17 protein-coding genes are annotated in these 25,629 nt (G+C 41.2%); 16 read left to right on the forward strand and 1 reads right to left on the reverse strand.

Annotated elements, in window-relative coordinates; translation table 11 throughout:
• Positions 1–698 precede the first annotated feature (698 nt).
• From QJ048_RS22580 to QJ048_RS22630, 11 genes are all read left to right on the forward strand, one after another.
• Complete coding sequence (locus QJ048_RS22580) at positions 699–1,145, forward strand: RrF2 family transcriptional regulator (protein WP_282336724.1); 447 nt, start codon at positions 699–701, stop codon at positions 1,143–1,145.
• A gap of 213 nt (positions 1,146–1,358) precedes the next feature.
• A complete protein-coding gene (locus QJ048_RS22585) occupies positions 1,359–3,233 on the forward strand; it encodes an assimilatory sulfite reductase (NADPH) flavoprotein subunit (protein WP_282336725.1) in 1,875 nt (624 codons plus the stop codon).
• Between the two features lie 152 nt (positions 3,234–3,385).
• Positions 3,386–5,095, forward strand: coding sequence for an NADPH-dependent assimilatory sulfite reductase hemoprotein subunit (locus QJ048_RS22590; protein ID WP_282336726.1), 1,710 nt, complete (start codon positions 3,386–3,388; stop codon positions 5,093–5,095).
• Positions 5,096–5,238: 143 nt separating this feature from the next.
• The gene (gene cobA, locus QJ048_RS22595) at positions 5,239–6,795 is read left to right on the forward strand and encodes a uroporphyrinogen-III C-methyltransferase (protein WP_282336728.1); all 1,557 of its coding nucleotides are present in this window, start codon (positions 5,239–5,241) and stop codon (positions 6,793–6,795) included.
• A gap of 9 nt (positions 6,796–6,804) precedes the next feature.
• A complete protein-coding gene (gene epsC / locus QJ048_RS22600) occupies positions 6,805–7,617 on the forward strand; it encodes a serine O-acetyltransferase EpsC (RefSeq protein ID WP_282336729.1) in 813 nt (270 codons plus the stop codon).
• Between the two features lie 140 nt (positions 7,618–7,757).
• On the forward strand, positions 7,758–8,669 hold the full coding sequence (gene cysK, locus QJ048_RS22605) for a cysteine synthase A (RefSeq protein WP_282336730.1): 912 nt from the start codon (positions 7,758–7,760) through the stop codon (positions 8,667–8,669).
• Between the two features lie 143 nt (positions 8,670–8,812).
• Positions 8,813–9,547: a phosphoadenylyl-sulfate reductase gene (locus tag QJ048_RS22610; RefSeq protein WP_282336731.1), complete on the forward strand. Its 735-nt coding sequence runs from the start codon at positions 8,813–8,815 to the stop codon at positions 9,545–9,547.
• 126 nt (positions 9,548–9,673) lie between these two features.
• Positions 9,674–10,582, forward strand: coding sequence for a sulfate adenylyltransferase subunit CysD (gene cysD / locus QJ048_RS22615; protein WP_282336732.1), 909 nt, complete (start codon positions 9,674–9,676; stop codon positions 10,580–10,582).
• 419 nt (positions 10,583–11,001) lie between these two features.
• Positions 11,002–13,980: a TonB-dependent receptor gene (locus QJ048_RS22620; protein WP_282336733.1), complete on the forward strand. Its 2,979-nt coding sequence runs from the start codon at positions 11,002–11,004 to the stop codon at positions 13,978–13,980.
• A 31-nt stretch (positions 13,981–14,011) separates the two neighbouring features.
• On the forward strand, positions 14,012–15,544 hold the full coding sequence (locus tag QJ048_RS22625; protein WP_282336735.1) for a TSUP family transporter: 1,533 nt from the start codon (positions 14,012–14,014) through the stop codon (positions 15,542–15,544).
• 132 nt (positions 15,545–15,676) lie between these two features.
• Positions 15,677–16,924: a sulfate adenylyltransferase subunit 1 gene (locus QJ048_RS22630; protein ID WP_282336736.1), complete on the forward strand. Its 1,248-nt coding sequence runs from the start codon at positions 15,677–15,679 to the stop codon at positions 16,922–16,924.
• Between the two features lie 88 nt (positions 16,925–17,012).
• On the opposite strand, the gene QJ048_RS22635 is transcribed toward QJ048_RS22630, so the two are convergent.
• Positions 17,013–17,702, reverse strand: a complete 690-nt coding sequence (locus tag QJ048_RS22635; protein WP_282336737.1) for a porin family protein — start codon at positions 17,700–17,702, stop codon at positions 17,013–17,015.
• A 198-nt stretch (positions 17,703–17,900) separates the two neighbouring features.
• On the opposite strand from QJ048_RS22635, the gene QJ048_RS22640 reads away from it, so the two are divergent.
• The 5 genes from QJ048_RS22640 to QJ048_RS22660 all read left to right on the forward strand — a co-directional run bounded on the left by QJ048_RS22640 (position 17,901) and on the right by QJ048_RS22660 (position 25,552).
• Positions 17,901–19,010, forward strand: coding sequence for an acyltransferase family protein (locus QJ048_RS22640; RefSeq protein WP_282336738.1), 1,110 nt, complete (start codon positions 17,901–17,903; stop codon positions 19,008–19,010).
• A gap of 339 nt (positions 19,011–19,349) precedes the next feature.
• Positions 19,350–19,826, forward strand: coding sequence for a MarR family winged helix-turn-helix transcriptional regulator (locus tag QJ048_RS22645; RefSeq protein ID WP_282336739.1), 477 nt, complete (start codon positions 19,350–19,352; stop codon positions 19,824–19,826).
• Positions 19,827–19,888: 62 nt separating this feature from the next.
• Positions 19,889–21,193: a TolC family protein gene (locus QJ048_RS22650; protein ID WP_282336742.1), complete on the forward strand. Its 1,305-nt coding sequence runs from the start codon at positions 19,889–19,891 to the stop codon at positions 21,191–21,193.
• 43 nt (positions 21,194–21,236) lie between these two features.
• Positions 21,237–22,292, forward strand: coding sequence for an efflux RND transporter periplasmic adaptor subunit (locus tag QJ048_RS22655; RefSeq protein WP_282336743.1), 1,056 nt, complete (start codon positions 21,237–21,239; stop codon positions 22,290–22,292).
• A 104-nt stretch (positions 22,293–22,396) separates the two neighbouring features.
• Positions 22,397–25,552 carry an efflux RND transporter permease subunit gene (locus QJ048_RS22660; RefSeq protein ID WP_282336744.1) on the forward strand — a complete coding sequence of 1,052 codons (3,156 nt, stop codon included), beginning with the start codon at positions 22,397–22,399 and terminating at the stop codon, positions 25,550–25,552.
• The last annotated feature ends 77 nt before the right edge of the window (positions 25,553–25,629 follow it).

Raw genomic sequence — 25,629 nt, forward strand, 5'->3', positions numbered from 1 at the left:
CTTGCATTGAAAATATAGGTGTAACTACCCAATTTTATAATGGAGTAGAAGGGCTTATTGATAAATTGTAAGGTTGACAATAATTTTGAGCTTTCTCAATTGTAATCGTAGTTAAAACGAAAAAATCGGTTTAACCCTAAAGCCGCCCCTCCTAAACCCGGGTGGCTTTTTCACCTTATTAAGAATTAGGAATCCGGCAGACGAAGGCTCTTATAATTTGGATAGCAGCTCGATGCTACAATGTAAATTACTGGAGCCTTTGTGTTGCTTGTCATTCATTATTTGTGGCCACAACGCTCACGGCGATCCATTTCCTAATTGATTTATAACTTCATCCTGACTTTTGATTTTGTCCTTGTTGAAGGCGGAGATGTGCGGTCATTGCTACAGGCAATGAAAATGTTCGTGGATAATAGAATAATAATAGCAATCAGTGCTTTCATGGTTGGAGGGTTTTATGGTGTAGTGAGTAAGATATGAAATAGCTAAAGTTTCATAATACCGCTTGTGACATTTAGAAAAGAATTAAGAATTGATTGACTGTTCGAGAAATAAAAAGCCGCTTTCTTGCCATCCCTCGTTCCTCGTAATGACAAGCGGTCTTTCACTATCGACATTGGCAACACTTACGGTGACCTCCAATTCTTAATTCTTAATTGAACTTCCTCGTTTCACCAAAAAAGTTAATTTTACCACCTATGCTATCAAACAAAGCGCAGTACGCCATCCATGCATTAACGTATTTGGGTGAGCGATATCAGCAAGGATATATACCGATCAATCAAATCGCGGAAGAAAGGAAGATTCCCTATAAGTTTCTTGAGGCCATTTTATTGGAATTGAGAAAAGCTGGCATTTTGGGAAGTCGCACCGGAAAGGGCGGCGGCTATTATCTAACCAAAGCACCAGAAGAAATCATGCTGGTGCAGATCATGCGGGCAATGGACGGTCCAGTGGCACTCCTGCCGTGTGTGAGTAAAGTATTTTATGAGCCTTGTCGCATTTGTCCCTACCCGGAGCCGAAATGTCCCATCAGAGGTGCCTTTTTAGAGGTGCGCGATGTAACCTTAAAAGTACTGGGTGGGAAGTCATTACGCGATCTAATAAATAAAGATGTAAATTTTCCATCTGATTTTTCTATTTGATAATCAATTGGATAAAAAATTTTCTAATAATTCCTATAAAAATTATAGGAGATATAGGGAATACTCTTTATTTTCGTACCACTAATCGAATATGGTATTAAACATGTCACATATTAAATGTTGTTGTTCACGGTAGCTTGCCGGGGGGCCGAACATTTATGTACGTTTTTACATTGCCCTTCTTAACGGAGGGCTTTTTATTAAAAATCAGCCATGAGTAACGAACAGTTCACGATAACATCACCATTATTTACTGCTAACGAGAAGCAGCAGGTGCAACAATTATTAAAGAGTTTTGAACCGCAGCAACTGCAATGGCTTGCCGGATATTTAACCGGATTGAACCAGGCAAACAAGCAAATACTTGACCTTCTAAACCAGTTCCCTAACGTGCAGGAGACGGTCGCGCCGGCTGAGGTTGCAAATGTTTCGGCCACACCAGTGACCGTTTTGTTTGGTTCCAAATCCGGCAACAGCAAGAGTGTAGCGAAATCTTTACATGAAAAATTGGTGGCAAGGGGTTTATCTGTTTCCCTTCAGGACATGAACCAGTACAATGCCACAAAGTTGAAAGACGAAAAATACCTGCTCGTTATCGTTAGTACCCACGGTGAAGGAGATCCTCCTCCGGCAGCTGAAGATCTACATGCGTTTATCCACAACCGTAAAGCACCTAAACTTGGTGGCGCAAAATATGCAGTACTTGCACTGGGCGATCAGAGTTATGTTAACTTCTGCCAGACTGGGAAAGACTTTGACAAACGTTTGGCAGAACTGGGCGGCGATAGAATTGCCGACAGGGTAGATGCTGATGTGGACTTTGAAGAAGCCGCTGAACAATGGATCGAAAATGTTACTACCAAATTACTAGCACAGCTTAATCATACAAACGGTACTTCCGTTGTGGCAAAATCAACTGTAGCAACAGTAGCAGCGCCTGCAGTGAAGAAAGTTGTTTACAATAGAAAAAATCCTTTTGCAGCAACCGTTCTTGAGAAAGTGCAATTGAACGGTCGCGGTTCGCAAAAGAAAACATATCATTTGGAGCTGTCACTCGAAGGCAGCGGCTTGACATATTTGCCAGGTGACACTGTTGGTATTTTTGCAAAAAATAATTCCACACTGGTAAGCGAAGTGTTGGCACAAACCAAATGGGATGGCGCTTCTACACTCGTTTACAAAGATCACTTACTTTCTCTCGAAGAAATTCTTACAAGTCATGTAGAGTTAACAACAGTTTCCGGTGTATTGCTGGAGAAATTGTTGCACTATGCGGAGCAAAAGAAAAATGAAAAAGATGCGGCGGCATTAAAAACCATTCTCGACAACAAAAAAGAATTGGTTGCTTTTCTTTACGGAAAAGATGTGCTTGACATCGTTCTTGATTATGCCCACGGCATCACTGCAGAAGAGTTCATCAACCTTGCATTGCCATTACAAGCGAGACTGTATTCTATCGCATCTTCCATCAAAGAGCATGAAGAGGAAGTGCATTTAACCATCGGGCAGGTATTGTTTGAAACCTGCGGAAGGGCACGCAAAGGTGTTTGCTCGAACCACATTGCGGAGTTGTTGAATGTTGGCGATTCTGTAGATGTTTTCATAGAAAAAAACGAATCTTTCCGTTTACCGGAAAATGAAAATACGCCGGTGATTATGGTTGGCCCTGGCACTGGTATCGCGCCTTTCAGAGCTTTCGTTGAAGAAAGAGCGGCGACAGGAGCAAAGGGAAAAAACTGGTTGTTCTTTGGTGATCGCAATTTCACCACCGACTTCCTTTACCAGCTTGAATGGCAGCGTCACCTGAAAAGCGGAGCGCTTACGCAAATGAATACAGCGTTCTCCCGCGACACCGATAAAAAAATTTATGTACAACATCGCTTGCAACAAAATGCGGTGGAAATATATAAATGGCTGAAAGAAGGCGCTCACTTCTACATCTGCGGTGACGCCAAACAAATGGCGAGGGACGTGCGAAACACATTGATCGACATCGTAGAAAAACAAGCAGCCATCAGCCACGAAGAAGCCGTGCATTTTGTGAAAGAATTGATTAAGGCTGGACGCTTACAAGAAGACGTCTACTAAGAAAAGGAACACAGATGACGCAGATTGTCATGATTTGCGCTGATCTTTTAAACAAGAAATCTAAAAGTAATCTTAACAGGAAGCTGATTTTAAATCTTGATAAATCTTGAGAATCATGAAAATCAGCGTTCCTTTCTAACCATCAACTTGTTATGAACGAAGATAAAAGCAAACTTTCCGAAGTAGAGCATATAAAAGAGAGAAGTCAATACCTGCGTGGTACATTGCCTGAGAGCCTGGACGACCAGGTGTCTGGTAACTTGTTTGCGCAGGATCAGCAACTCATAAAATTTCACGGTTCATATGTACAGAGCGACCGTGAGTTAGACAAAGAGCGCAAGGCGCAAAAGCTGGAGCCCTTGTATTCGTTCATGATCCGTGTGCGTGTACCGGGTGGTGTGGCTACGCCAAAACAATGGATCGACCTCGACAATATTGCTGATAAATACGGCATGCCTACGCTGAAACTCACAACAAGACAGGCTTTCGAGTTGCACAGCATTCTAAAGCATAACCTGAAAAATACGATCAAAGAGATCAATGATTCATTGTTGAGCACCATCGCAGCCTGCGGTGATGTGAACAGAAACGTGATGAACACAGTGAATCCAAACACCAGCTACATTCACGATGATGTGCAGGATGTTGCAAGACAAATCAGCGATCACCTGAACCCAAGAACTTCTTCTTACTATAAAATATGGTTGAATGATGAAGTGGTTGCGGGCAATGGTTTAACAGAAGAAATAGAAGAACCGATCTACGGAAAAGTATATCTGCCAAGAAAATTCAAGATCACACTCGCAATTCCTCCGTACAACGATACAGACGTTTTTGCGCATGACCTTGGTTTGATCGCAATAGAAAAAGACAAAAAACTGCTCGGCTTCAATATCAGCGTTGGTGGCGGTATGGGAATGACTTTCGGTGACAACACAACGCATCCTCGTCTTGGCAATGTAATTGGTTTTGCACCAACCGACAAGGTTGTTGACGTGTGCGAAAAAATATTGACCATTCAACGCGACTACGGCAACAGGGAAAATCGTCGTTTATCGAGAATGAAATATACCATTGAAAGAATTGGTTTGGACTTCTTTACAGTGGAACTCAATAAAAGATTAGGCTACGATATCGAACCGGCAAGACCATTCAAATTCACTACTAACGGCGATAGTTATGGTTGGGTGAAAGGCGCCAATGGTAAATGGTTCATCACGCTGTTTGTAGAAGGCGGCCGCGTAAAAGACACGGAGAAATATCCGCTTCGTACCGGTCTTCGTGAGATCGCAAAAATCAGCGATGGTGATTTCCGCCTCACTGGTAACCAAAACGTAGTGCTTGGAAACATCAGCGATAGGAAGAAACCAGAGATCGACAAGCTTTTAAAGCAGTACAATATTTTACCTGAGCAGGATAAAACGCCTTTGAGACTGCATTCTATGGCTTGCGTAGCGCTGAATGTTTGTCCGCTGGCAAATGCCGAAGGTGAAAGATACCTCCCAGAACTGGTAGACAAAATCGAAGGTTTGCTTGGAAAACATAAACTCCAAAACGAGCCGATCACCATTCGTATGACCGGTTGCCCTAACGGTTGCGGTCGTCCCTACTTAGGTGAAATTGGCTTTGTAGGAAGAGCTCCTGGAAAATACAACCTTTACCTCGGTGCATCTTTCGAAGGTGACAGGATGAACGTTCTTTACAAAGAATCATTAAGCGAAGAAGAGATCTTGAACACGCTCGATCCGCTGATCGGCCAGTTTGCCGCGGAAAAAGGGAAAGACGAGCATTTCGGAGACTTCCTGGTAAGAAAAAAAGTAATTGAACATAAGAATTTGACCACAGATTTTCATGGAGAGTGAGCAATAATGTACGATGTACGGAGTACGATGTACGAATTTCTTCACAGTGGTACATCCAAATGGATTTCGAACACCGTACTTCGTACATCGTACACGGTTTCTCTCGATTAGAAAATGAGTTAAAAAAATAGGACTTTTGTAATATGAATACGCCAAAGAAAATACGATCTAAAGTGTACATCACGGGAGCCGGTCCTGGCGATGAAGGCTTGCTGACGTTGAAGGCAAAAGAAGTATTACAAAAAGCCGATGTTGTTTTGTACGACAACCTTGTAAACCGTCGCTTGCTTGACTTTTGCAAACCGGAAGCAAACAAGATTTATGTAGGCAAATTGCCTTTTGCATGTGCAAACAGGCAAGACGCCATTCATGAAAAACTGCTGGAGTACGCTGTAGATGGCAATATCGTCGTTCGTCTCAAAGGTGGTGATCCATTCGTATATGGCCGAGGCGCGGAAGAAGCGGATTATTTGATAAAACACGGAATTGATTTTGAAATAATTCCCGGTGTAACGGCCGGTATTGCGGTTCCTGCTTATGCGGGTATACCGGTCACACATCGTGAAGCATCGACAGGAGTGTTGTTTGTAACGGCACATCAAAAAGAAACTGCCGATAAACAAATCATCAACTGGCCTTTGCTCGCAGCGTTCGACGGAACGATAGTGTTTTACATGGGCGTGAAAAATTTACCGCAGGTAGTACAAAACCTATCTGCTCACGGTAAATCTACAGATACACCCATCGCAATCATCGAGCATGGAACTACGCCACTGCAAAGAACAGTAACCGGCACACTTGACAACATTGAAAGCCTTGCAGCTGAAAAACAAATCGGCATGCCAGCGCTGATCGTTGTAGGTGAAGTGGTAAAATATCACAAACCTTTAGAGTGGTTCGAAAGCAAGCCGCTCACACACAAACATATTTTGCTGACACATGCCAGCAACTCTTTGAAAAATTTGTATGCTGATCTTGTTGCAGAAGGCGCTATGGTTACACATGTTCCTTTGATCGACATAGAAATTGCAGAAGAGAACGAAGCATTGCAAAACGAAATTGCAAATCTGCATCAATACAACTGGCTGGCGTTTACATCTGTTGCCGGTGTGCACGCTTTTTTCAAACACCTGGCCAAAGCAGGAAAAGACGCACGCTATCTGCACAATTGCAAAGTGGCGACTGTAGGCAAAGAAACCAGAACAGTATTGAAGCACTATGGCATTGACAGCGATGTAACGCCAAATATTTTCACAGGACAACAAATGGCGCTTTATCTGTTACATCAATGTCCGCAGCCTTACGAATTGCATTTGCTGCATCCAACAAGCAACAAAGCCTTGACAGGTTGGATAGAAGACTTGCGCCAACTTGGAGCAACTGTTACGCAAGTAACAGCTTATGAAAATACAGAACCTGATTTTGATGAAGGCGAACTGAAGCAATTGCAATCAAAATTCGATGCGATCACTTTTGCAAGTCCATCAGCAGTAGATGCAGTTGAAAAATTACTAGCAGAAAACAAACTTGATTTTGATAAAGCAAATGTGGTGTTCTCCATTGGCCCGAGCACAACAGCAGCTTTGAAGAAAGCAGGTTTTACAAACATAACAGAATCGTTTGCGGCAAATGGCGATGCACTGGCAAAGACAATTGTGTCAAACAGTATAGAACAACATCTGTCCACCCTAAACAACTAATAAACGAATATGGCGAATCAATATCCCGGATATATACTCAGCAAAAACATTCCTCAGAAAGAGGCGGTAATAAAGTTTGCACAGGATGTGATCAATTATCTTTTCCCAATTGTGGAAAATGAACAGGCATTTCTTAACAAGCACCAACGCAAAGCAGAGGCTTTGAAAAACGGCTTGCTTGATATTCTATACTCATTTGATGAAAAGAGCAAATACTATGAAGCAAATATTTGCGATCCGTTTTTTTCATCTTTGAACGAGATAAAAGAAGAGTTGGTGATTGATGCAAATGCATTGTTGGAATTCGATCCGGCTGCAAAAAGCATTGATGAAGTGATCATTACTTATCCCGGATTTCTTGCAGTAGCGGCGTACAGAATTGCGAACAAACTCTGCAGTTTGAAATTGCCGATAGTGCCACGCATCATTACGGAATGGGCGCATTCAGTAACAGGCATTGACATTCATCCCGGTGCAACTATTGGAGTGCCTTTTATTATTGATCATGGAACAGGTGTGGTAATTGGAGAAACAACGGTGATCGGAAAGAACGTGAAACTATACCAGGGCGTTACGTTGGGCGCATTGGCGGTAAAAAAAGAAACAACTGGTCAGCGTCACCCAACTATTGAAGATGGCGTGATCATTTATGCCAACAGCACAATCCTTGGCGGCGAAACTGTGATAGGCCGCGACTCAATTGTAGGAGGAAACTGTTTTGTCACCTACAGCATTCCGGCGCACAGCATCGCTTATCACCAACCCGTGGTAACTGTAAAAGATAAGAGAGATTATAACGAACCGTTGAATTGGGTGATTTAAAATATAAAAATTAAAAAGTAAAAAGTCAAAAATGGATATTTCCGAAAGATGAAAAACAAAACCAGATAGTCACGCTATTTTGACTTTTGCTTTTTGAGTTTTTGACTTTAACTCCAACCAAAAAATAAAAACGAAAAACAATGATCGCTAACAACATTCTAGAAACAATTGGTAATACACCCCACGTAAAGATCAACAGACTGTTTGGTGATAAACATAAAGTGTACGTAAAACTGGAGCGAGCCAATCCTGGCGCCAGCATTAAAGATCGTATTGCATTGGCAATGATCGAAGATGCAGAGAAGAAAGGCTTGTTGCACAAAGACAGCGTTATCATAGAACCAACATCTGGTAACACTGGTATCGGCCTTGCAATGGTAGCAGCAGTAAAAGGTTACAAAATCATTTTGGTAATGCCCGAAAGCATGAGCATCGAACGCAGAAGATTGATGAGTTTGTACGGTGCTTCTTTCGAACTGACTCCAAGAGAGAAAGGTATGAAAGGCGCTATTGAAAAAGCAAAAGAACTTGTTGAAGCAACTCCACATGCATGGATGCCGCAACAATTCGATAACCCTGCAAACACAGAAGTGCATCGTCAAACAACTGCTCAGGAAATTTTGAAAGATTTTCCAAACGGTGTTGATTACATCATTACAGGTGTTGGTACAGGTGGTCACATCACAGGTGTGGCGGAAGTGTTGAAAGCGAAATTCCCTAAAACAAAAGTATTTGCGGTAGAGCCGGAATTGTCACCAGTATTAAGCGGTGGTAGCCCGGGGCCTCACCCATTGCAAGGTTTAGGAGCAGGTTTTATTCCTTCAATTTTGGATACAAAAATATTGGACGGTGTTATAGAAGTAGGTAAAGAAGAATCTTTCGACTACGCACAACGTGCAGCAAAAGAAGAAGGTCTGTTCATCGGTATTTCAAGCGGCGCAGCATTAGCAGCAGTAGCGAAAAAATTGGGTGAAATTCCGGAAGGCAGCACAGTGTTAACGTTTAACTATGATACAGGAGAAAGATATTTGTCTATCGACGGACTTTTTTAGTTGATGCTTCGCATCTTTTTTGCCACAGAGACACAGAAGCACTGAAAGGAAGTTGGAGGAAAAAGGAATTTAAAGTAATTGTGTTTCTGAAAATAAAATCTCTGTTCCTCTGTACTTCTGTGGCAAATCTCAAATTAAAAACTATGAGTGAAAATATTTCAAAGACTTTGCAGGATATCATCGATGCTCTCGAGCCGTTAACAGCTGAAGAGCGCTTGCAGAAAATAGTTTCCTTGTATAATGAAGGCGTTGTTTTCTCAACATCTTTAGGACAGGAAGATCAAGCGATCTCTTATATGATTGCAAAGCAAAAACTTCCGATAGGAATATTCACGCTGGATACAGGAAGACTTTTTCAGGAAACATATGAGTTGATCGATAAAACGATCGCCCGTTACAAAGTGCCTGTTAAAGTGTATTTCCCTAATGCGGCACGTGTAGAGGAAATGGTAAATGCGAAAGGCACAAACAGTTTCTACGAGTCTGTTGAAAACCGCAAAGAATGTTGCTTCATTAGAAAGGTAGAACCGTTGAACAGAGCATTGCAAGGGGCAAAAATCTGGATCACCGGTTTGCGGGCGGACCAGTCGGCAAACAGAAACGAAGTGAAGGTAGCAGAGTACGATGCAGCGAGAAACCTGATTAAAATCAACCCACTAATTGACTGGACTTTTGAACAGTTATTACAATATCTTGCGGCTAACAACATTCCTTACAATCCACTGCACGACAAAGGATTTTTGAGCATCGGATGTCAGCCTTGCACAAGAGCAATCGAGCCGGGAGAGGACATCAGAGCCGGAAGATGGTGGTGGGAAACCTCTCAAAAAGAGTGCGGATTGCATGGCGTGAATGTAGCAGAGAAAGTGCGGTCGTGAATGGGCGCTTATTATTCACGTTTCACATTGACCGTTGACGAACAGAATTTTTTAAATGAAATAAAATCATAAACCAAGCCGACAATTCATGATTTTCGTCAGCTTGGTTAACTTAAACCAAATAGAATGTCAAGTAAAAGTATTCCGTCTTTTCCACGCAGCCTTGAGGATGAAAGCATCTATATACTAAGGGAAGTGGCTGCGCAGTTTGAACGTCCTGCGTTGTTGTTTAGTGGAGGTAAAGACTCAATTACACTCGTTAGATTGGCACAAAAAGCTTTTTGGCCTGGAAAAATTCCTTTTCCATTGGTGCATGTTGATACTGGTCACAACTTTCCTGAAACAATCGCTTTTCGTGACTGGCTCGTGAAAGAAACCGGTGCAGAACTGATCGTGCGTTATGTACAGGATAGCATTGATGCAGGAAAAGTAAAAGAAGAAACAGGTAAATATGCAAGCCGTAACGCTTTGCAGACTGTTACCTTGTTAGATACCATTGAAGAATTCAAATTTGATGCTTGTATAGGTGGTGCGAGAAGAGATGAAGAAAAGGCGCGTGCAAAAGAAAGAATCTTCTCTGTGAGAAATGATTTCGGTCAGTGGGATCCTAAAAAACAAAGACCGGAATTATTTGGTTTGCTAAACGGAAAGATTAACCGTGGAGAAAACGTACGTGTGTTCCCAATCAGCAACTGGACAGAGCTTGATGTGTGGACCTACATAAAAGAAGAAAATCTTCAAATTCCTTCCATCTATTATTCACACGAAAGAAGCGTGATCACAAGAGATGGCATGTTGTGGCCAAAATCTGAATATTTGAACACAACTGAACAGGAAGTTCCGTTCAATCATACAGTTCGATTCCGCACAGTAGGTGATATGACCTGTACAGCTGCAGTAGCATCTACAGCAGATAATATCGACGATATCATTACCGAAATTCTTGCAGCAAAAATCTCTGAACGCGGCGCCCGCATGGACGATCAGCGCAGTGAAGCAGCGATGGAGCAGAGGAAGAAAGACGGGTATTTTTAAATTAATAATTAATAATTAAGAATTAATAGGGTGATCATCAAGATTAATTCGAAGTTGCTAAATGGTTGAAAAACAGTGAAGCTCTCTTCAAATCGGCGGTTTACCCTATTAATTATTCTTTATTAATTATTAATTACCCAGTTCTTTGAAAAGGCGGTTTTGGAAAATAAAAAATAAATTCTACTAAATTAGTAGGATAATAAAATAAGACTCTTATTTTTGTGTCATCAATACTCTACCTATTTAGTAGAATTATGAAAAAACAAAATGTTACATATATGATCTTATCAGCTAAGAGATGCTGCCCTTGTGGGCAATATTTGTAAACCACCGCGTCCGGCATCCTGCGGACATCATCGATAAGACATAGTAATAAGATTCTACATAGAAAATTTTCCAAAAATTAACCGCTTTCTTCAATGAAAAAGTCATTTATCAATAACATTAAAATTGTTATAGTCATTTTAGTCTCTACATTAATATTTACCAATGCGAAGGCCCAGTTGAATGGCGCCATTGAGGTGTCGGGCAAAGTAACCGACGACCGTCAATTGGCATTGGATGGTATTTCTATACAGATTAAAGGAACCAACACAGGAACTGTAAGTGATAGCCTCGGTAATTTCAAATTGGTTACAGCAAAACAACCTCCATTCGTTTTAGTGCTCACAGGCGTTGGCTTTGCACCAAAAGAAGTAAACGTAAAATCATTAAGCGATAAAATCAGGGTCCAACTTTTCACACAAACCTTTTATGCAAACGAAGTAGTAGTAACTGCGAGCCGTCAGTCTGAAAAGATAATGCGTTCTCCGGTTGCAATTGAGAAACTTGATATCCGCGCATTAAAGGAAACTCCGGCGCCGTCTTTCTACGATGCATTGGGTAACGTAAAAGGTGTTCAGCTTACCACTTCTTCTCTCACATTTAAAGTACCTAACACAAGAGGCTTCAACATTCCAAACAACTTCCGCTTCATGCAGCTAGTAGACGGCGTGGATATGCAAGCCGCTACATTGGGTGTGCCGTTGGGGAATGCGATCGGGCCAACTGAGTTGGACATCCAAACAGTGGAAATTACTCCCGGTGCAGCTTCTGCATTGTACGGCATGAACGCGATCAACGGGATGGCTAACCTCATTACAAAAAATCCTTTTCAATACCAGGGCTTGAGCATCTATCAAAGAACAGGTTTTAATCATGTTGATGGTATTGATCATTCTCCTTCCTTATTGACAGAATCAGCTTTGCGTTATGCAAAAGCTTTCAACAATAAATTCGCTTTCAAATTAAACGTAGATTATTTGCGTGGTACCGACTGGCGTTCTGACAATCATAGCGACCAGAATCCAAACAACTTAAAATCTGCTAACCCTCAGTTCCCTGAATTGAACAATGCAAATGCAGCGTTTGATGGTTGGAACAAGTACGGCGATGATGCCCTTGCAGGTAGTAACACGGTTTCCATCACTGGTTTAAATATCAACGGACAGGCAAACCAAACACTGACAGTGGCTCGTACGGGTTATTGGGAAAAAGACCTGGTGAGTCCGACCGTTGACAACCTGAAATTGGACGGATCTGTTTACTATCGTTTTACACCAAAAACAGAAATCTCCTATAGCTACCGTTTCGGTAAAATGGATGGTGTTTTCCAACGTGGTAACAAAGTGCAGCTTGATAACGTGCGTGTGCAAAATCACAAGTTGGAATTGAAAGGACAAGACTTTTTAGTACGCACTTATGTGTCTCTTGAAAATACAGGAGACTCGTACAACGTGAAACCTCTTGCAGACAACCTTGATCTGTACAGCGGTGGAAGCGCGACTGCGTGGAGTGCAAAATATAAAACGGCTTTACAACAATACGGTACCAGTCATGGCGGAGCATTGAACTCCAGTAATCTTGCAGAGGCAACCATCTTCGCTCGTCAGGCAGCAGATGCAGGACGCGTAGAGCCGGGCACAAAAGAATTCAATGATCTGGTAAATACCATTCGCCACATCAATAACTGGGATATTAAATCGTCTGCTATTCCTGATGCGCCTGTAACGGGCGGTGCAGCTTTGATTCAGAAAAGCCGCATGTATCATGCAGAAGGTCAGTGGGATCTTTCACGTCACGTAAAGTATTTCAACCTTTTGATTGGTGCAGATACGCGTATCTATGAAATTATTCCTGACGGCAACAACTTCGTAGATTTCAGCAGACCAATCGATCAGCGTAACAAGCCTGTAATGGTTGACGGCAAAGTGCCCGATTCCAGCAACTTTGGTGCAAATGTATACTACAAGAAATTCGGTGGCTTTGCACAGGTTACTAAAACATTCTTCGACGAGAAACTGAAATTATTCGGTTCTTTAAGATATGATTATAACCCTGAGTTTACCGGAAAATTCACACCGCGCATAGCCGCAGTATATACGGCTAACAAAATTCATAATTTCCGTTTCACTTATCAACAGGGTTATCGTTTCCCGGCATTGTTTGAAGCATTGTCTTACGTAAACAATGGTCGAGTGAAACGTGTGGGTAGCCTTCCTTATATCAACGAAGGACTTGGGTATTTGAATAATAGCTATACACAACAATCTGTTATCAACTTTAACGCAGCAGTGAAGGCGCAGGGCAATACCGATGCAGCGGCATTGGCAAACAGGAATTTACTTGTTTGGGCAAATCTTCCAAATGCTACACCTGAAAAGATCAACTCATTTGAAGTTGGTTACAAAACAGTATTGTTTGAAAATAAAGTGATCGTAGATATCGACGCATACTCAAATGTTTACACAGGTTTTCTCGGCCAGGTGCAAGTATATGTACCTAAGGGAGAAACAGTGGGTTCTGATGCTGCAGTAATCGCAATGCTTGACCGCAACCGCGATGCAACAACCGCAAGTGGTGGCAACTCAGCGAGCAAGGGTCAGGATCGCTATCGTGTGTATACGAACGCAAAAAATAAATATCACAGTTACGGGTCAGCTTTGGCGGTTACTTATAATTTTTATAAGAAATTTACAATCTCTGGTAACGTAAGCTATAACGATATTAAAACCAATGCTACGAACGACGTTTTTGTAACAGGGTTTAATACGCCAAAATGGACGACGAACGTATCATTTGGTAATCGTGAAGTAATAGAAAATGTTGGCTTTAATATTGTGTGGAAATGGCAGGATTCGTTCCTTTGGGAAAGTCCTTTGGTAACCGGTAAAGTAAATGCATTCAATACAATTGATGCGCAGGTAACATACAGTTTGCCAAAATTGAGAAGCACGGTTAAAGTAGGAGCAGCGGATCTGTTTAACAATAGATATTATCAATATGCAGGCGGCCCGACAATTGGTGGATTGTATTACGCAACGATCATAGTGGACGGCTTGTTCCAGGGAGACAAGTAGGGGTTTATCGCATAAACCCAATGAATTAATTATGCAAGAAACACGAACGACAGAAAATAATTTATATCCTGTTTTTCTGAAACTGGAGAACCTTCACCTACTGATAGTGGGTGGAGGTTTTGTCGGTACAGAGAAAATGACTTCTGTAATGAACTGCTCTCCGGATGCAAGAGTTACAGTCGTGGCAAGGGAAATCAGCGCGGATATAAGAAACATGGTAATTGGCAATGACAACGTCGTGTTGCTGGAAAAACCTTTCGAAGCATCTGATCTTGATGGTAAGGACCTTGTTTTCGCAGCTACAGCAGACAGATCTTTAAATGCAGAAGTTAAAGCTGAAGCAGCAGAAAGAGGTATACTTGCCAATGTTGCCGACACGCCTGATTTATGTGATTTTTATTTGAGTAGCATTGTAAACAAAGGGCACTTAAAAATCGCCGTAAGCACAAATGGCAAATCACCTACCGTTGCAAAAAGATTGAAAGAAGTGTTCAATGAAATGCTTCCTGATGAATTGGAACAGGTATTGGACAACATGCAGCACATAAGACAAAGCCTTAACGGTGATTTTCACAACAAAGTGCAGCAGCTGAACAACATCACCAAAGTGTTGGTAGATAATCAAACACCGGTTGAAACGCCGCTTACAGTTGACCAGCCACCAATGGTAAGCGATAAAAAATGGAAACGCATTGTAACCTGGTGCATTTTTGCTTTTGTGTTCATGGTTATCGGGCATGCCATTCTTTCTTATATACCATTTAAAGAAATAGCTGACTTTGGTAAAACAGCGCTTGGAAATATCGACCACGGTTGGTTTTTACTCATGCTGTTAACGGGCTTTCTGGCTCAGTTTGTAGATGGTGCGTTGGGTATGGGTTATGGCGTTATTTCAACGAGCATTTTGCTTTCTGTTGGGGTAAATCCGGCTATTGTGAGTAGCCGAGTGCACTCTGCACGTGTGTTCTCGAGCGCAGTGTCAGGATATAGCCACCGTAAGTTTGGTAATGTAAATAAAAAGCTATTCAAGGCATTGGTAGTACCGGGGTGTATTGGAGCGATCGGGGGAGCGGTACTGGCTGTATATGCGAAGGAATCTGCACACATAGTAAGGCCAATACTTTCAGTGTACACTTTGTACCTGGGCATCCGTATCATAACAAAGGCATTTGCAAAAAGGAGAAAAGAAGGTAAGATAAAACATGCCGGATGGCTCGCTTCCGCAGGTGGTTTCATGGATGCCTTTGCAGGCGGCGGCTGGGGCTCATTGGTAACGAGTACATTATTATCAAAAGCAAAAAATCCACGTTACGTCGTTGGATCAGTTTGTTTGACAGAATTTTTTGTGGTGCTGTCAAGTACACTCACTTTTTTCATTCTTTTGAAAAGTTTGCCTTTGACAGATATTGCCGGTCTTATCATTGGTGGTTTGATAGCAGCGCCAATAGCAGCGAGATTAGTTGGTAAAATACCAATGAAATATATGCTCTTCGCAGTAGGCGGTTTGGTAAGTTTATCGAGCTTGAGAATATTGTGGATGGCAGCCTTGGAATTTTTAAAATAATAACGGTGGATAGTTGTACGAAGTACGATGTACGGTGTACGAAATTGTTCAGAATATAACACACGAATGAATTTCGTACATGGTACATCCCACATCGTACACACACTAAAACTCTTAACGAACAGTAAAACTATGGAAGTACTTAGAATTGCAACAGCAGGTAGTGTAGATGATGGTAAAAGTACATTGATCGGAAGATTGTTGTATGAAACCAATAGCATTACAACAGATAAACTCGAGGCAATTGAAAAAGCCAGCAAAAGAAGAGGTGTGGATTATCTTGATCTTAGCCTTTTAACAGATGGCCTCATTGCAGAGCGTGAACAAGGTATCACGATTGATGTAGCGCACATTTATTTCTCTACACCCAAAAGAAAATACATTATTGCAGATACGCCGGGTCACGTGGAGTACACAAGAAATATGATTACCGGTGCAAGCAACGCGCAGGTAGCAATCATTCTTGTAGACGCAAGAAATGGTATTGCAGAGCAAACATATCGTCACTTCTATATTACCAACCTCTTACACATTTCCAATGTAGTGGTGTGCGTGAACAAAATGGATCTGGTAAATTATTCGCAAGAGCAATTCGAGAAGATCAAAGATGAATTCAAAGCATTGTCTGGAAAAGGAAACTTCAAACAACAGCATTTGCAGTTCATTCCAATCGCTTCTTTATTTGGTGATAATATTGCTTCAATATCTTCAAATATGTCATGGTATCAAGGTCCGGCATTGCTTGAGCACCTTGAAACTCTTGAGTGGCACACAGAAGAAAATGAATTGCCGGCAAGGTTCCCCGTTCAGTATGTGATCCGTCCGAAATCTAATGAGCATCATGATTTTAGAGGTTTCTCCGGAAAGCTGGCAAGTGGTGTTTTGAAAAAAGGCGATAGAGTTGTTGCTCTCCCTTCTTTGAGAGAATCTAACATTAAAGATATTTTCCGCTACGATGTTTCTGTTGATCATGCGGAAGCAGGTGATAGCGTTGTAATTACTTTGGAAGATGAAATCGACCTGAGCCGCGGCGACATGCTGGTGCTGCAAAATCAACAGTTTCATTCTACAAAAGAATTATCAGCCCAGGTTTGCTGGCTAGATCATGAAGCATTGGTTCCTGGCAAAAACTATTTGCTGCAACATGGCATCAACCGCGTGAAAGCAAAAGTAGGCAACCTGTTCAGTAGCATCAACGTGCAGGATTTCAATCATGTGGAAGATGTTAGCAAGCTTGGCTTGAACGAGATTGGTTTTATTTCTATTAAAACTGCGCAGCCTGTATTTGCCGATAAATATGCTGAGAACAAGCAAAACGGTTCTTTCATTTTAATCGATGAATACAGCAACAATACTGTGGGCGTGGGTTTTGTAGTGTAGGAGAGAAATTTTTGATTGACAAGAAAAAGGAACTGTTAGTTGACAGTTCCTTTTTTTATGTATAAGATTTTACAGATAAAGACGCTTTCTACTTTTTATTCGGAACCTTGAAAAACACACCCAGCTGCGCAGTTCTGTTTTCCAGTTTTTTATCCCATGTCATCGTTGGCAGATTCGTTACACCTAAATTATACCTGAAAAATACTCCGACAGGTAGTTTGGGAATTTGATAGCCTGCACCAAAATTAATATCAAAACCTTGCTTTTTGTAACTATCGGTATTGGTAGTTTCACCAGTGAAAGTCTCATGTGAGCTGTTGGTGCTTCTATATGAGCGTTTAGCCGACAGCAGAAAATCCAGCTGAAAACCTGCTTCCAGAAAAAAATCTTTAGAAAGCCGGTATTGTAATAAAACAGGAACAGAAAAGTAATTTAATCTTTGTTCCTCTGTGGTCTCATTACCTGTTCCGGGCCACTTTAAGTAAGTTTTAGAGCCGTACATATTAAAGTTCGCCTCTGGTTGAATCGAAAATTGTGACGAAAGTTCGATGTTGAAAAATGCGCCACCATGAAAGCCCGGAAGAATCTGGCTTTTGCTGGCTTCTATAACTGTCGGGAATTCATTAGAAATAACACTGTGTTCTTGTTCGGCCCAAAAAGCTGCATTGGTCACCTTTGAAAAATTGGCTGCAGCTCTGAACCCGTAAGAGACTTTTTGAGCAGTAAGGGTATAGCCGGTTAACAGCAATATTGCGATAGAGGGGATAATTCTTTTCATTTTTTTAAGGTTGAGACTTAATTGAGACTTAAATATAACAAAACGTTGCAGCTACCTGAAAGAATTTGGCCTTACCACGGGTTTGTATTTACAGTTTACAGGTAGGATTTACCGGATGGTGCATGTCTTTGCTTATTCAGGCTGAAGATTAATTATTGCTACAGTATATTTGAGCCTTTCTAAAAAATTGCTAAGCCAATGACGCAGCAGGAATTAACCCTTGAGAGCAAAAGCTCAATCAATCTTCTTAAAACAAAACAACATTTTGAAATCCTTGATGGCCTGCGTGGCGTAGCTGCAATTGCAGTTGTGGTCTTTCATTTCATGGAAATTGCTGTGCCAGATTACAATAAGTGTTTCATAGCCCACGCATACCTCGCCGTGGATTTCTTTTTCTGTTTATCTGGTTTTGTGATTGCGTATGCCTATGACAACAGGCTTGAAAAAATAGGAACCTCTGCTTTCCTTAAACTGAGAATGATTCGATTACATCCACTCGTAGTCATCGGTTCAATTATTGGATTGCTGAGTTTTATATTTGATCCATTCAGTAATCTGTGGCTTTCGTATTCGGGTAAGATGGTCATCATGTTTGTTACTTCTTGTTTAATGATTCCTTATGCAGTAGTGCCTGAGCGTTATTTAAACTTGTTTCACTTAAATCCTCCAACCTGGTCGCTGTTTTGGGAGTATGTGATAAATGTGGTGTATGCATTTGTATTGGTTAAGCTAAGTAAAAAAGTGCTTCTTATTCTTACCATTGTGTCCGCTGCAGTGTTGGTTTATGTGTCGCATAAATTCAAACTTTTATCAGTAGGCTGGGGAACATTGGATGACAATTATATTGGCGGCCCAGCCAGAGTTAGCTTTTCATTTTTGATGGGAATGCTAATATATCGTTTCGGCTGGATCATCAAGTCAAAACTTGGATTCATTCCTGTTGCAGTGTTGACTTTGATGGCATTTTTATTTCCTTTCAATGATAAGAATGCGTGGAGCGTTGATCCTATTATTGTTATCATTTATCTGCCATTGATGGTGTCTCTTGGTGCAGGCGCATATTTAAGAAATGGCGTTAAAAAAATATGTAAATTCTCTGGCGAGATTTCCTATCCACTTTATATGGTGCACTATCCATTTATTTGGATATTTTTTAGCTGGGTGCAGAAAACAAAACCTGATATAAAGGAGATGACACCCGTTATAATTGTAGGCACAATTTTGCTGCTTGCATTTGCCTACCTGGTACTTAGGTTTATTGATGAGCCAATTAGAAAATATCTCAGAAAGAAAATAATTAAAGCCTGATGTTCATAAACAGGTGCGTCTTTCACTAGGTGCACCTTAACTTTTTATTGGCACACAGATGACACAGATTAGACAGATTTACACGGATTTTTTTCGGTGATAGGCATTTTATTTACAGTAAAGATCGCGGAGTAGCATCACTCAAATTAACTGATTCGGTAAAAACGCAGAGCGAAGAGGAATGTTCATCTTTGCTTCCTTTGCGCAACCTTAGCATTCTTTGCGGTAAAAGGCATCGGCAATCAGCGGTGTAAATCAGTCTAATCCGTGTCATCTGTGTGCTAAATAAATCTTTAAAATAAATTTTGGTTGACATATCAACTATTGTAACTTTGCCTTATGAAAATGCCAAAAGACATATCGGATAGTCCTCTTTTCGACGATTTACGTGGGACTTTACATTTTCAGCTCCATCGTATTCAAAAGGCTATGTTTCGCAATGGTAACCACCTGATGCAGAAATTGGATGTTCCATTACAAATGGAACAATTGCCGGTACTGATGGTGATTTGTGCTAAAAAAGAGCTTTCGCAGCAGGACGTTGCAGATATACTGGGACGGGACAAATCATCTGTTATGCGAACGATCACAACCATGGTGAAGAAAGGACTTGTAACCGTTTCACAAGATGTGAATGATAAACGCAGAAACAATGTTATCCCAACCAAAAACGGTAATGCCTTAACCGTGAAACTAAAGAATATTGCAAAAGAAGCTGAAGCCGAGGCGCTTAAAGCTTTCTCTGTCGAAGAGAAAGAAACGATTCTTGCCGCACTTATTGACATAGCTGATAAACTGGAAGGAAAAAACAAATAAAATTTTTTTGTATATAATGTTGATATATCAACTATTGATATATCAACCAAATGTTAAGTATTATGAGAAACGTTCTAACGCTCCTTTTTTTATTACCCTTTGGAGCCATTTTCGCCCAGGAAAACCTGTCTCTTAAAGAATGCATATCCTATGGCCTGCAAAACCATAGCTCCATAAAAGTGGCCGAAAATAATATCGCCAAGTCAAAGGAACAGGGAAGGGAAGCCCTCGCTGCGTATTTACCGCAAATGAATATTAATGGCGAGTATGATTACAACATGAAGGTGCAGACAATGCAAATTAACGGGAACAAAATATCTATGGGGTCTCCATATAGTTCTACGGTTACTGCTCAATTGGATCAACCGTTGTTCAATCAATCGCTGCTTTTAGGTATTAAAGCGAATGAGCCAAATATGGAACTTTCAAAACTTAATAGAGAACAAACCAACGAGCAGATCATATATAATGTATCGGGTTCCTATTTCCAGGTGCTGGTTATTCAAAAGCAAATTCAACTGCTGAAAGATAACAAGGCTCGCACAGAGAAATTGTACAACGTAACAAACTTGCAAGCACAACAAGGAACCGGTAAAAAGATCAATGCCAGACAGATAGAAGTGAATTTGAATAATATCAATTCTCAAATTGCCAATGCAGAAAGTAACTACACTATCGCATTGAACAGATTGAAAAATGCGATGGGAATGGATATATCTGCAAACGTTGTTTTAACTGATACTGCCCGATGGGTGCAAAACGTAACAACTGCGCCGGCAACAGGTACTTTCGATTATGTAAGTACCACTGCTTATAAAATACAGGAAAAGCAAATTGAATTGAATGAGATCAGTGCGAAATCCATTCGTGCAGGTTACATTCCTACAGTGTCTATGTTTGGCCGCTATGGATTGAATGGCATTGGTAAATCAGCTGGAGATGTTTTCTCCAATCAGTTTGACTACTCCACCATCGGCTTAAAGTTTACCATTCCTTTACTTGATGGATTCAAAAAAGACGCACAGTACAAACAGGCAAAGATTGCCATAAGTACTGCAAAGGAAAATCTGAAACTGAATCAATCCAATTCAAACATGGTTTTTCAAAATGCGACCAACAAACGTGAACAGGCTCGTACAACATTATTAAGTGATAAAAGAAATATGGAAATGTCGCAGGATCTGTACGATAACGTAAACCTGCAGTACAAAGGCGGTACAGCTTCTCTCAGTGATCTGTTGAACGCAGAAAGCTCATGGAGCTCAGCACAAAACAACTACCTGCAATCTATGATCAACTATTATGTTGCAGCACTTGATTTGGCAAATGCGCAAGGATCGCTGGAAGATTTTTACAATAAACTTTAACTCGCAATAACAACCAACTAAGAAAATAATAAAACCAAAAGAAATGAAAAGAATAATCCCCATAGTTGTAGTGCTCGGCGTGCTTGGATTAATAGGATGGAGACTCGCAAGCAATAAGCAACACATTGATGAAAAGAAAAAGCCAGTTGCATCGGGCAATGTCGTGATCCCGGTGAACGTGATCAAAGTCGCGAAGGCAGACGTAAACGATCAGTTGATAAAAACAGGAACACTTGTTCCTAGCCTCGAGTCTGATATTATGGCGACAGCGGGCGGTAAGCTGGTGGCTGTAAATTTTGAATTGGGCAGCTACGTATCGAAAGGCGCAACCATTGCTCAAATCGATAACAAAATGCTGCAATTAAAAACAGAGGCATCTGAATTGGCGAAATCAAAATATGAAAGCGACTACAAACGTAACAAGACGCTTTTGGAAGGTGATGCGACCACAGAACAAAATGTACAGGACATAAAATATAACTACGATAACACAGTTAATCAGATCAGTCAATTGCAACAGCAAATAGCTGATAACAATATCAAAGCGCCAATCAGCGGACAGATCGTTGTTAAGAAATTAGAAGCCGGTACTTATGTAAGCGCCGGTGCTGTGCTTGGTTCTATCGTTGACATCAGCACACTGAAAGTCGATGTGATGATTACTGAAAAAGATGCGTATACTTTAAAAGTTGGTCAGCCTGTAACAGTGACTACTGAGGTATATCCAAGTGAGAAATTCAAAGGCACTATTTCATTCATCAGTCAGAAAGGCGACGCGACACACAACTATCAAATACAGGTGAAATTACCCAACACATCTGCGCATCCGTTAAAAGCTGGTACTTATGTATACGTTGATTTTGCACGCAAAAGCAATGCTCCTTTATTGTTGATACCACGTACTGCATTGGTTGAAAGCTTCAAGAACCCATATGTATATGTTGTTGAAAATGGAAAAGCAGTTGTAAGAAAAATTATTCCGGGCAGAGAGATTGGTAACAATGTAGAAGTAGTAGAAGGTATTAATGTAGGAGAAGAGGTAGTAGTGAACGGACAAATCAACCTGAGCGAAGGCGCTAGTGTAAAAATGATTGATTAAAAATGACGTAGAGACAAGGCAGTGCCTCGTCTTTCTTTAACACAGCATGATGCCTGTTATACAAAGACAAGGCAGTGCCTTGTCTCTACTCAAAACATATTAAAATGAAGAAACTGACAGAACTCGCCATAAAGCGTCCCTTACTGATAGTAGTAGCTTTCGTGGCGTTGATATTGTTTGGATTAATAAGTTTCAAACAACTTAATTATAATTTGCTTCCAAAGTTTGATGCAAACGTTGTGACTGTGATCACCACTTATCGCGGTGCATCTGCGGAGGAAATTGAAAATGCGGTAACAAGAAATATTGAGGACGCGGTGTCTTCGATGGAAGGTGTAGACAGGATTACTTCGTCTTCACGTGAAGGCGTTTCTACGGTAACCATTCAGTTAAAAGATGGAGCCGATGTGAACTACGCGTTGAATGATGCGCAGAGAAAAGTGAACCAGATCATCGCTGCGTTACCAAACGGTATTGATCAACCTATTTTGAATAAATTCTCATCTGATGATATTCCTGTATTGCGTTTGGCAACTACGGCAAAGATGAGTCCTGCTGCTTTATATGATTTGGTTGATAAACAGATCAAGCCGCAAATTGCAAATATTGAAGGTGTTGGTCAGGTTAGTTTGATTGGAGGAAATGAGCGCCAGATCAATGTAAACGTGGATAAGGATAAACTTGATGCGTATGGACTAACCATCACACAAGTTGCGCAAATGGTGAATGCAGCGAGCCTTTCATCTCCTGCGGGTACTGTGGAAACACCGAAGAATCAGTTCTCCATTAAGTTTGATGCAAAGTTTACCGATCCGGAAGACATGCGCAATATGGTAATTAAACAAAGCGCCAATGGTGGTAAAGTATACCTGAGAGATGTAGCTGAAGTAGTAGATGCGCAAACAGATGTTACAACCATTAACCACTTTAACGGTGTTCCGTCTTTGGGTGTTCAGGTAATGAAACAAAGTGATGCGAATGCAGTGGAAGTAAGTGAATTGGTAAGGCAACGTTTGGATAAACTTACTACACAATACAAAAACATCGATCTGAAATTTGACATTGCATCGGATCAGTCAACTTATACATTGGCTTCTTCAGATGCCGTTATTCATGACCTGATTCTTGCGGTGTTTATCGTGGCAGTGGTGATGTTGTTGTTCCTGCACAGTTTGAGAAGTTCATTGTTCGTGTTGGTGGCATTGCCTGCATCCATGATTCCGGTGTTCATCTTCATGAATGTATTTGGCATGTCGCTCAACCTGATGACCTTGATGGGACTCTCATTGGTCGTTGGTATTCTGGTGGATGACTCGATTGTAATCCTGGAGAACGTCATGCGACACATGGAGATGGGTAAGAACAAGGTGAAAGCAACAGTTGACGGTCGTTCTGAAATTGGTTTTACAGCGATTGCCATTACATTGGTGGACGTTGTAGTGTTCGTGCCTGTTGCATTGGCCGGTGGTATTATTGGTAATATCCTCCGCGAGTTTGCATTGGTGGTAGTTAGTTCTACATTGATGAGCTTGCTGGTGTGTTTTACGCTTACACCTTTGCTGGCGGCGCGTTACGGAAAGATCGTTCATTTGAATCCAAAATCATGGTGGGGTAAAATGAACATCTGGTTCGAAGATCGCATTACGAATTTGAGAGATGGCTATACGAGTATTTTGACTTGGGCGCTTAAACATAAACGCTGGATTTTAGGTGGTACGTTCGTGATATTTATAGCTTCTTTCATGTTGCTAACAAAAGGCTTCATTGGTTTTTCATTTGTGAGCAAAAGTGACAGAGGAGAATTGAATATGAAACTGGAAATGGCGCCGCAAACAGCTGTCTATCAAAATAACCAGATCGTTCAACAGGCAGAAAAAATGCTGTTTGCACAACCGGAAGTGGTTAGTGTTTTCTCCAATGTTGGCTTCAGCAGTACAGCCGGTTTTACCGCTACAAACGGTGGAAACAGCAATGTGAGTGAATTGACTGTTGTGCTGGTAGACAAAGAAAAAAGAAAAGTATCGGATGATGAGTTTGGTATCCGCATGAAAAATATGATCGGGCAAATACCCGGCGTGAAAGTTACAGTGAGCCCGGTGAGCATCACAGGTAACACTCAAGTGGATGTTCAGTTGGCCGTGAAAGGTGCAAACCGCGCGGACATGCGTAAAACTGCTGCTCTGATAAAAAATGTAGTGGCGAAAACGCCGGGAACACAATATGTGAAATACACTGTGGATGATCCAAAACCTGAGGTTGATGTCGAACTTGATCGTGAAAAGATTGCCGCTTATGGTCTGAATGCATCTGATGTTGGTACTGCTATTGCGAATGCATTCAGCGGAAATGACAATGCTAAATTCAAATCAAACGGTAATGAGTACGACATCATGGTGAAGAACGATAAATTTGACAAAACAAATATTGATGATGTTCGTCGTTTGCAGTTTACAAATTCCCAGGGAAAGCAGTTTCAGTTGTCGCAATTTGCAGAGATCACTGAAACAATGGGTGAGACTGTAATGGAACGTATGGACAGATTGCCTTCTGTAGCTATCAATGCATCTGTTGTTGGACGTTCTCCGGGAACGGTTGGTAACGAAATAAAAGCACAGGTCGATAAAATGCAATTGCCAACAGGAGTTACATGGCAGTTCATTGGTAACCTTGAGAATCAGTCAAAATCATTTGGTAGTTTGCTTGGGGCACTGGGTCTTGGAATTTTGCTGGTGTACCTGATCATGGTGGCGTTGTATGAAAATGCGATCTATCCACTGGTGGTTTTGTTCGCATTGCCGCTTGCGATGATCGGAGCATTCCTTGCACTGGCATTAACTATGCAGGACATGAGCATCTTTACCATGGTAGGTATCATCATGCTAATGGGGCTTGTGGCAAAGAACGGTATCTTACTCGTAGACTTTACCAATCACCGGAAGGCAGAAGGAGCCTCGCTTGTAGAAGCATTGATAGATGCTGGTCGCGAGCGTTTCCGACCAATCCTTATGACAACAATTGCGATGATCGTAGGTATGTTGCCAATTGCATTGGCATCAGGTGCCGGTGCAGAAGTTAAGAATGGTATGGCATGGGTTATTATCGGTGGTCTTACCAGTTCGTTATTGTTAACGTTGGTGGTAGTGCCTTGTGTTTATTATATCGTTGATAAATTACTTCATAGAATCACCCGCCGCAAACGCGTCCGTTTTTTCAAGAAGAGCCGTGTTGCGCTGCAAGTAAAACATGCATGGGTAGAATAAAAAAAATAAACCGCTTGAATTTCAAGCAGCTTATTTTTAATAATTGAATGACTGAATAACTGAGTGTTGCTGATGAT

The sequence above is a fragment of the Pinibacter soli genome, assembly GCF_029961145.1.
GTDB lineage: Bacteria > Bacteroidota > Bacteroidia > Chitinophagales > Chitinophagaceae > Pinibacter > Pinibacter soli.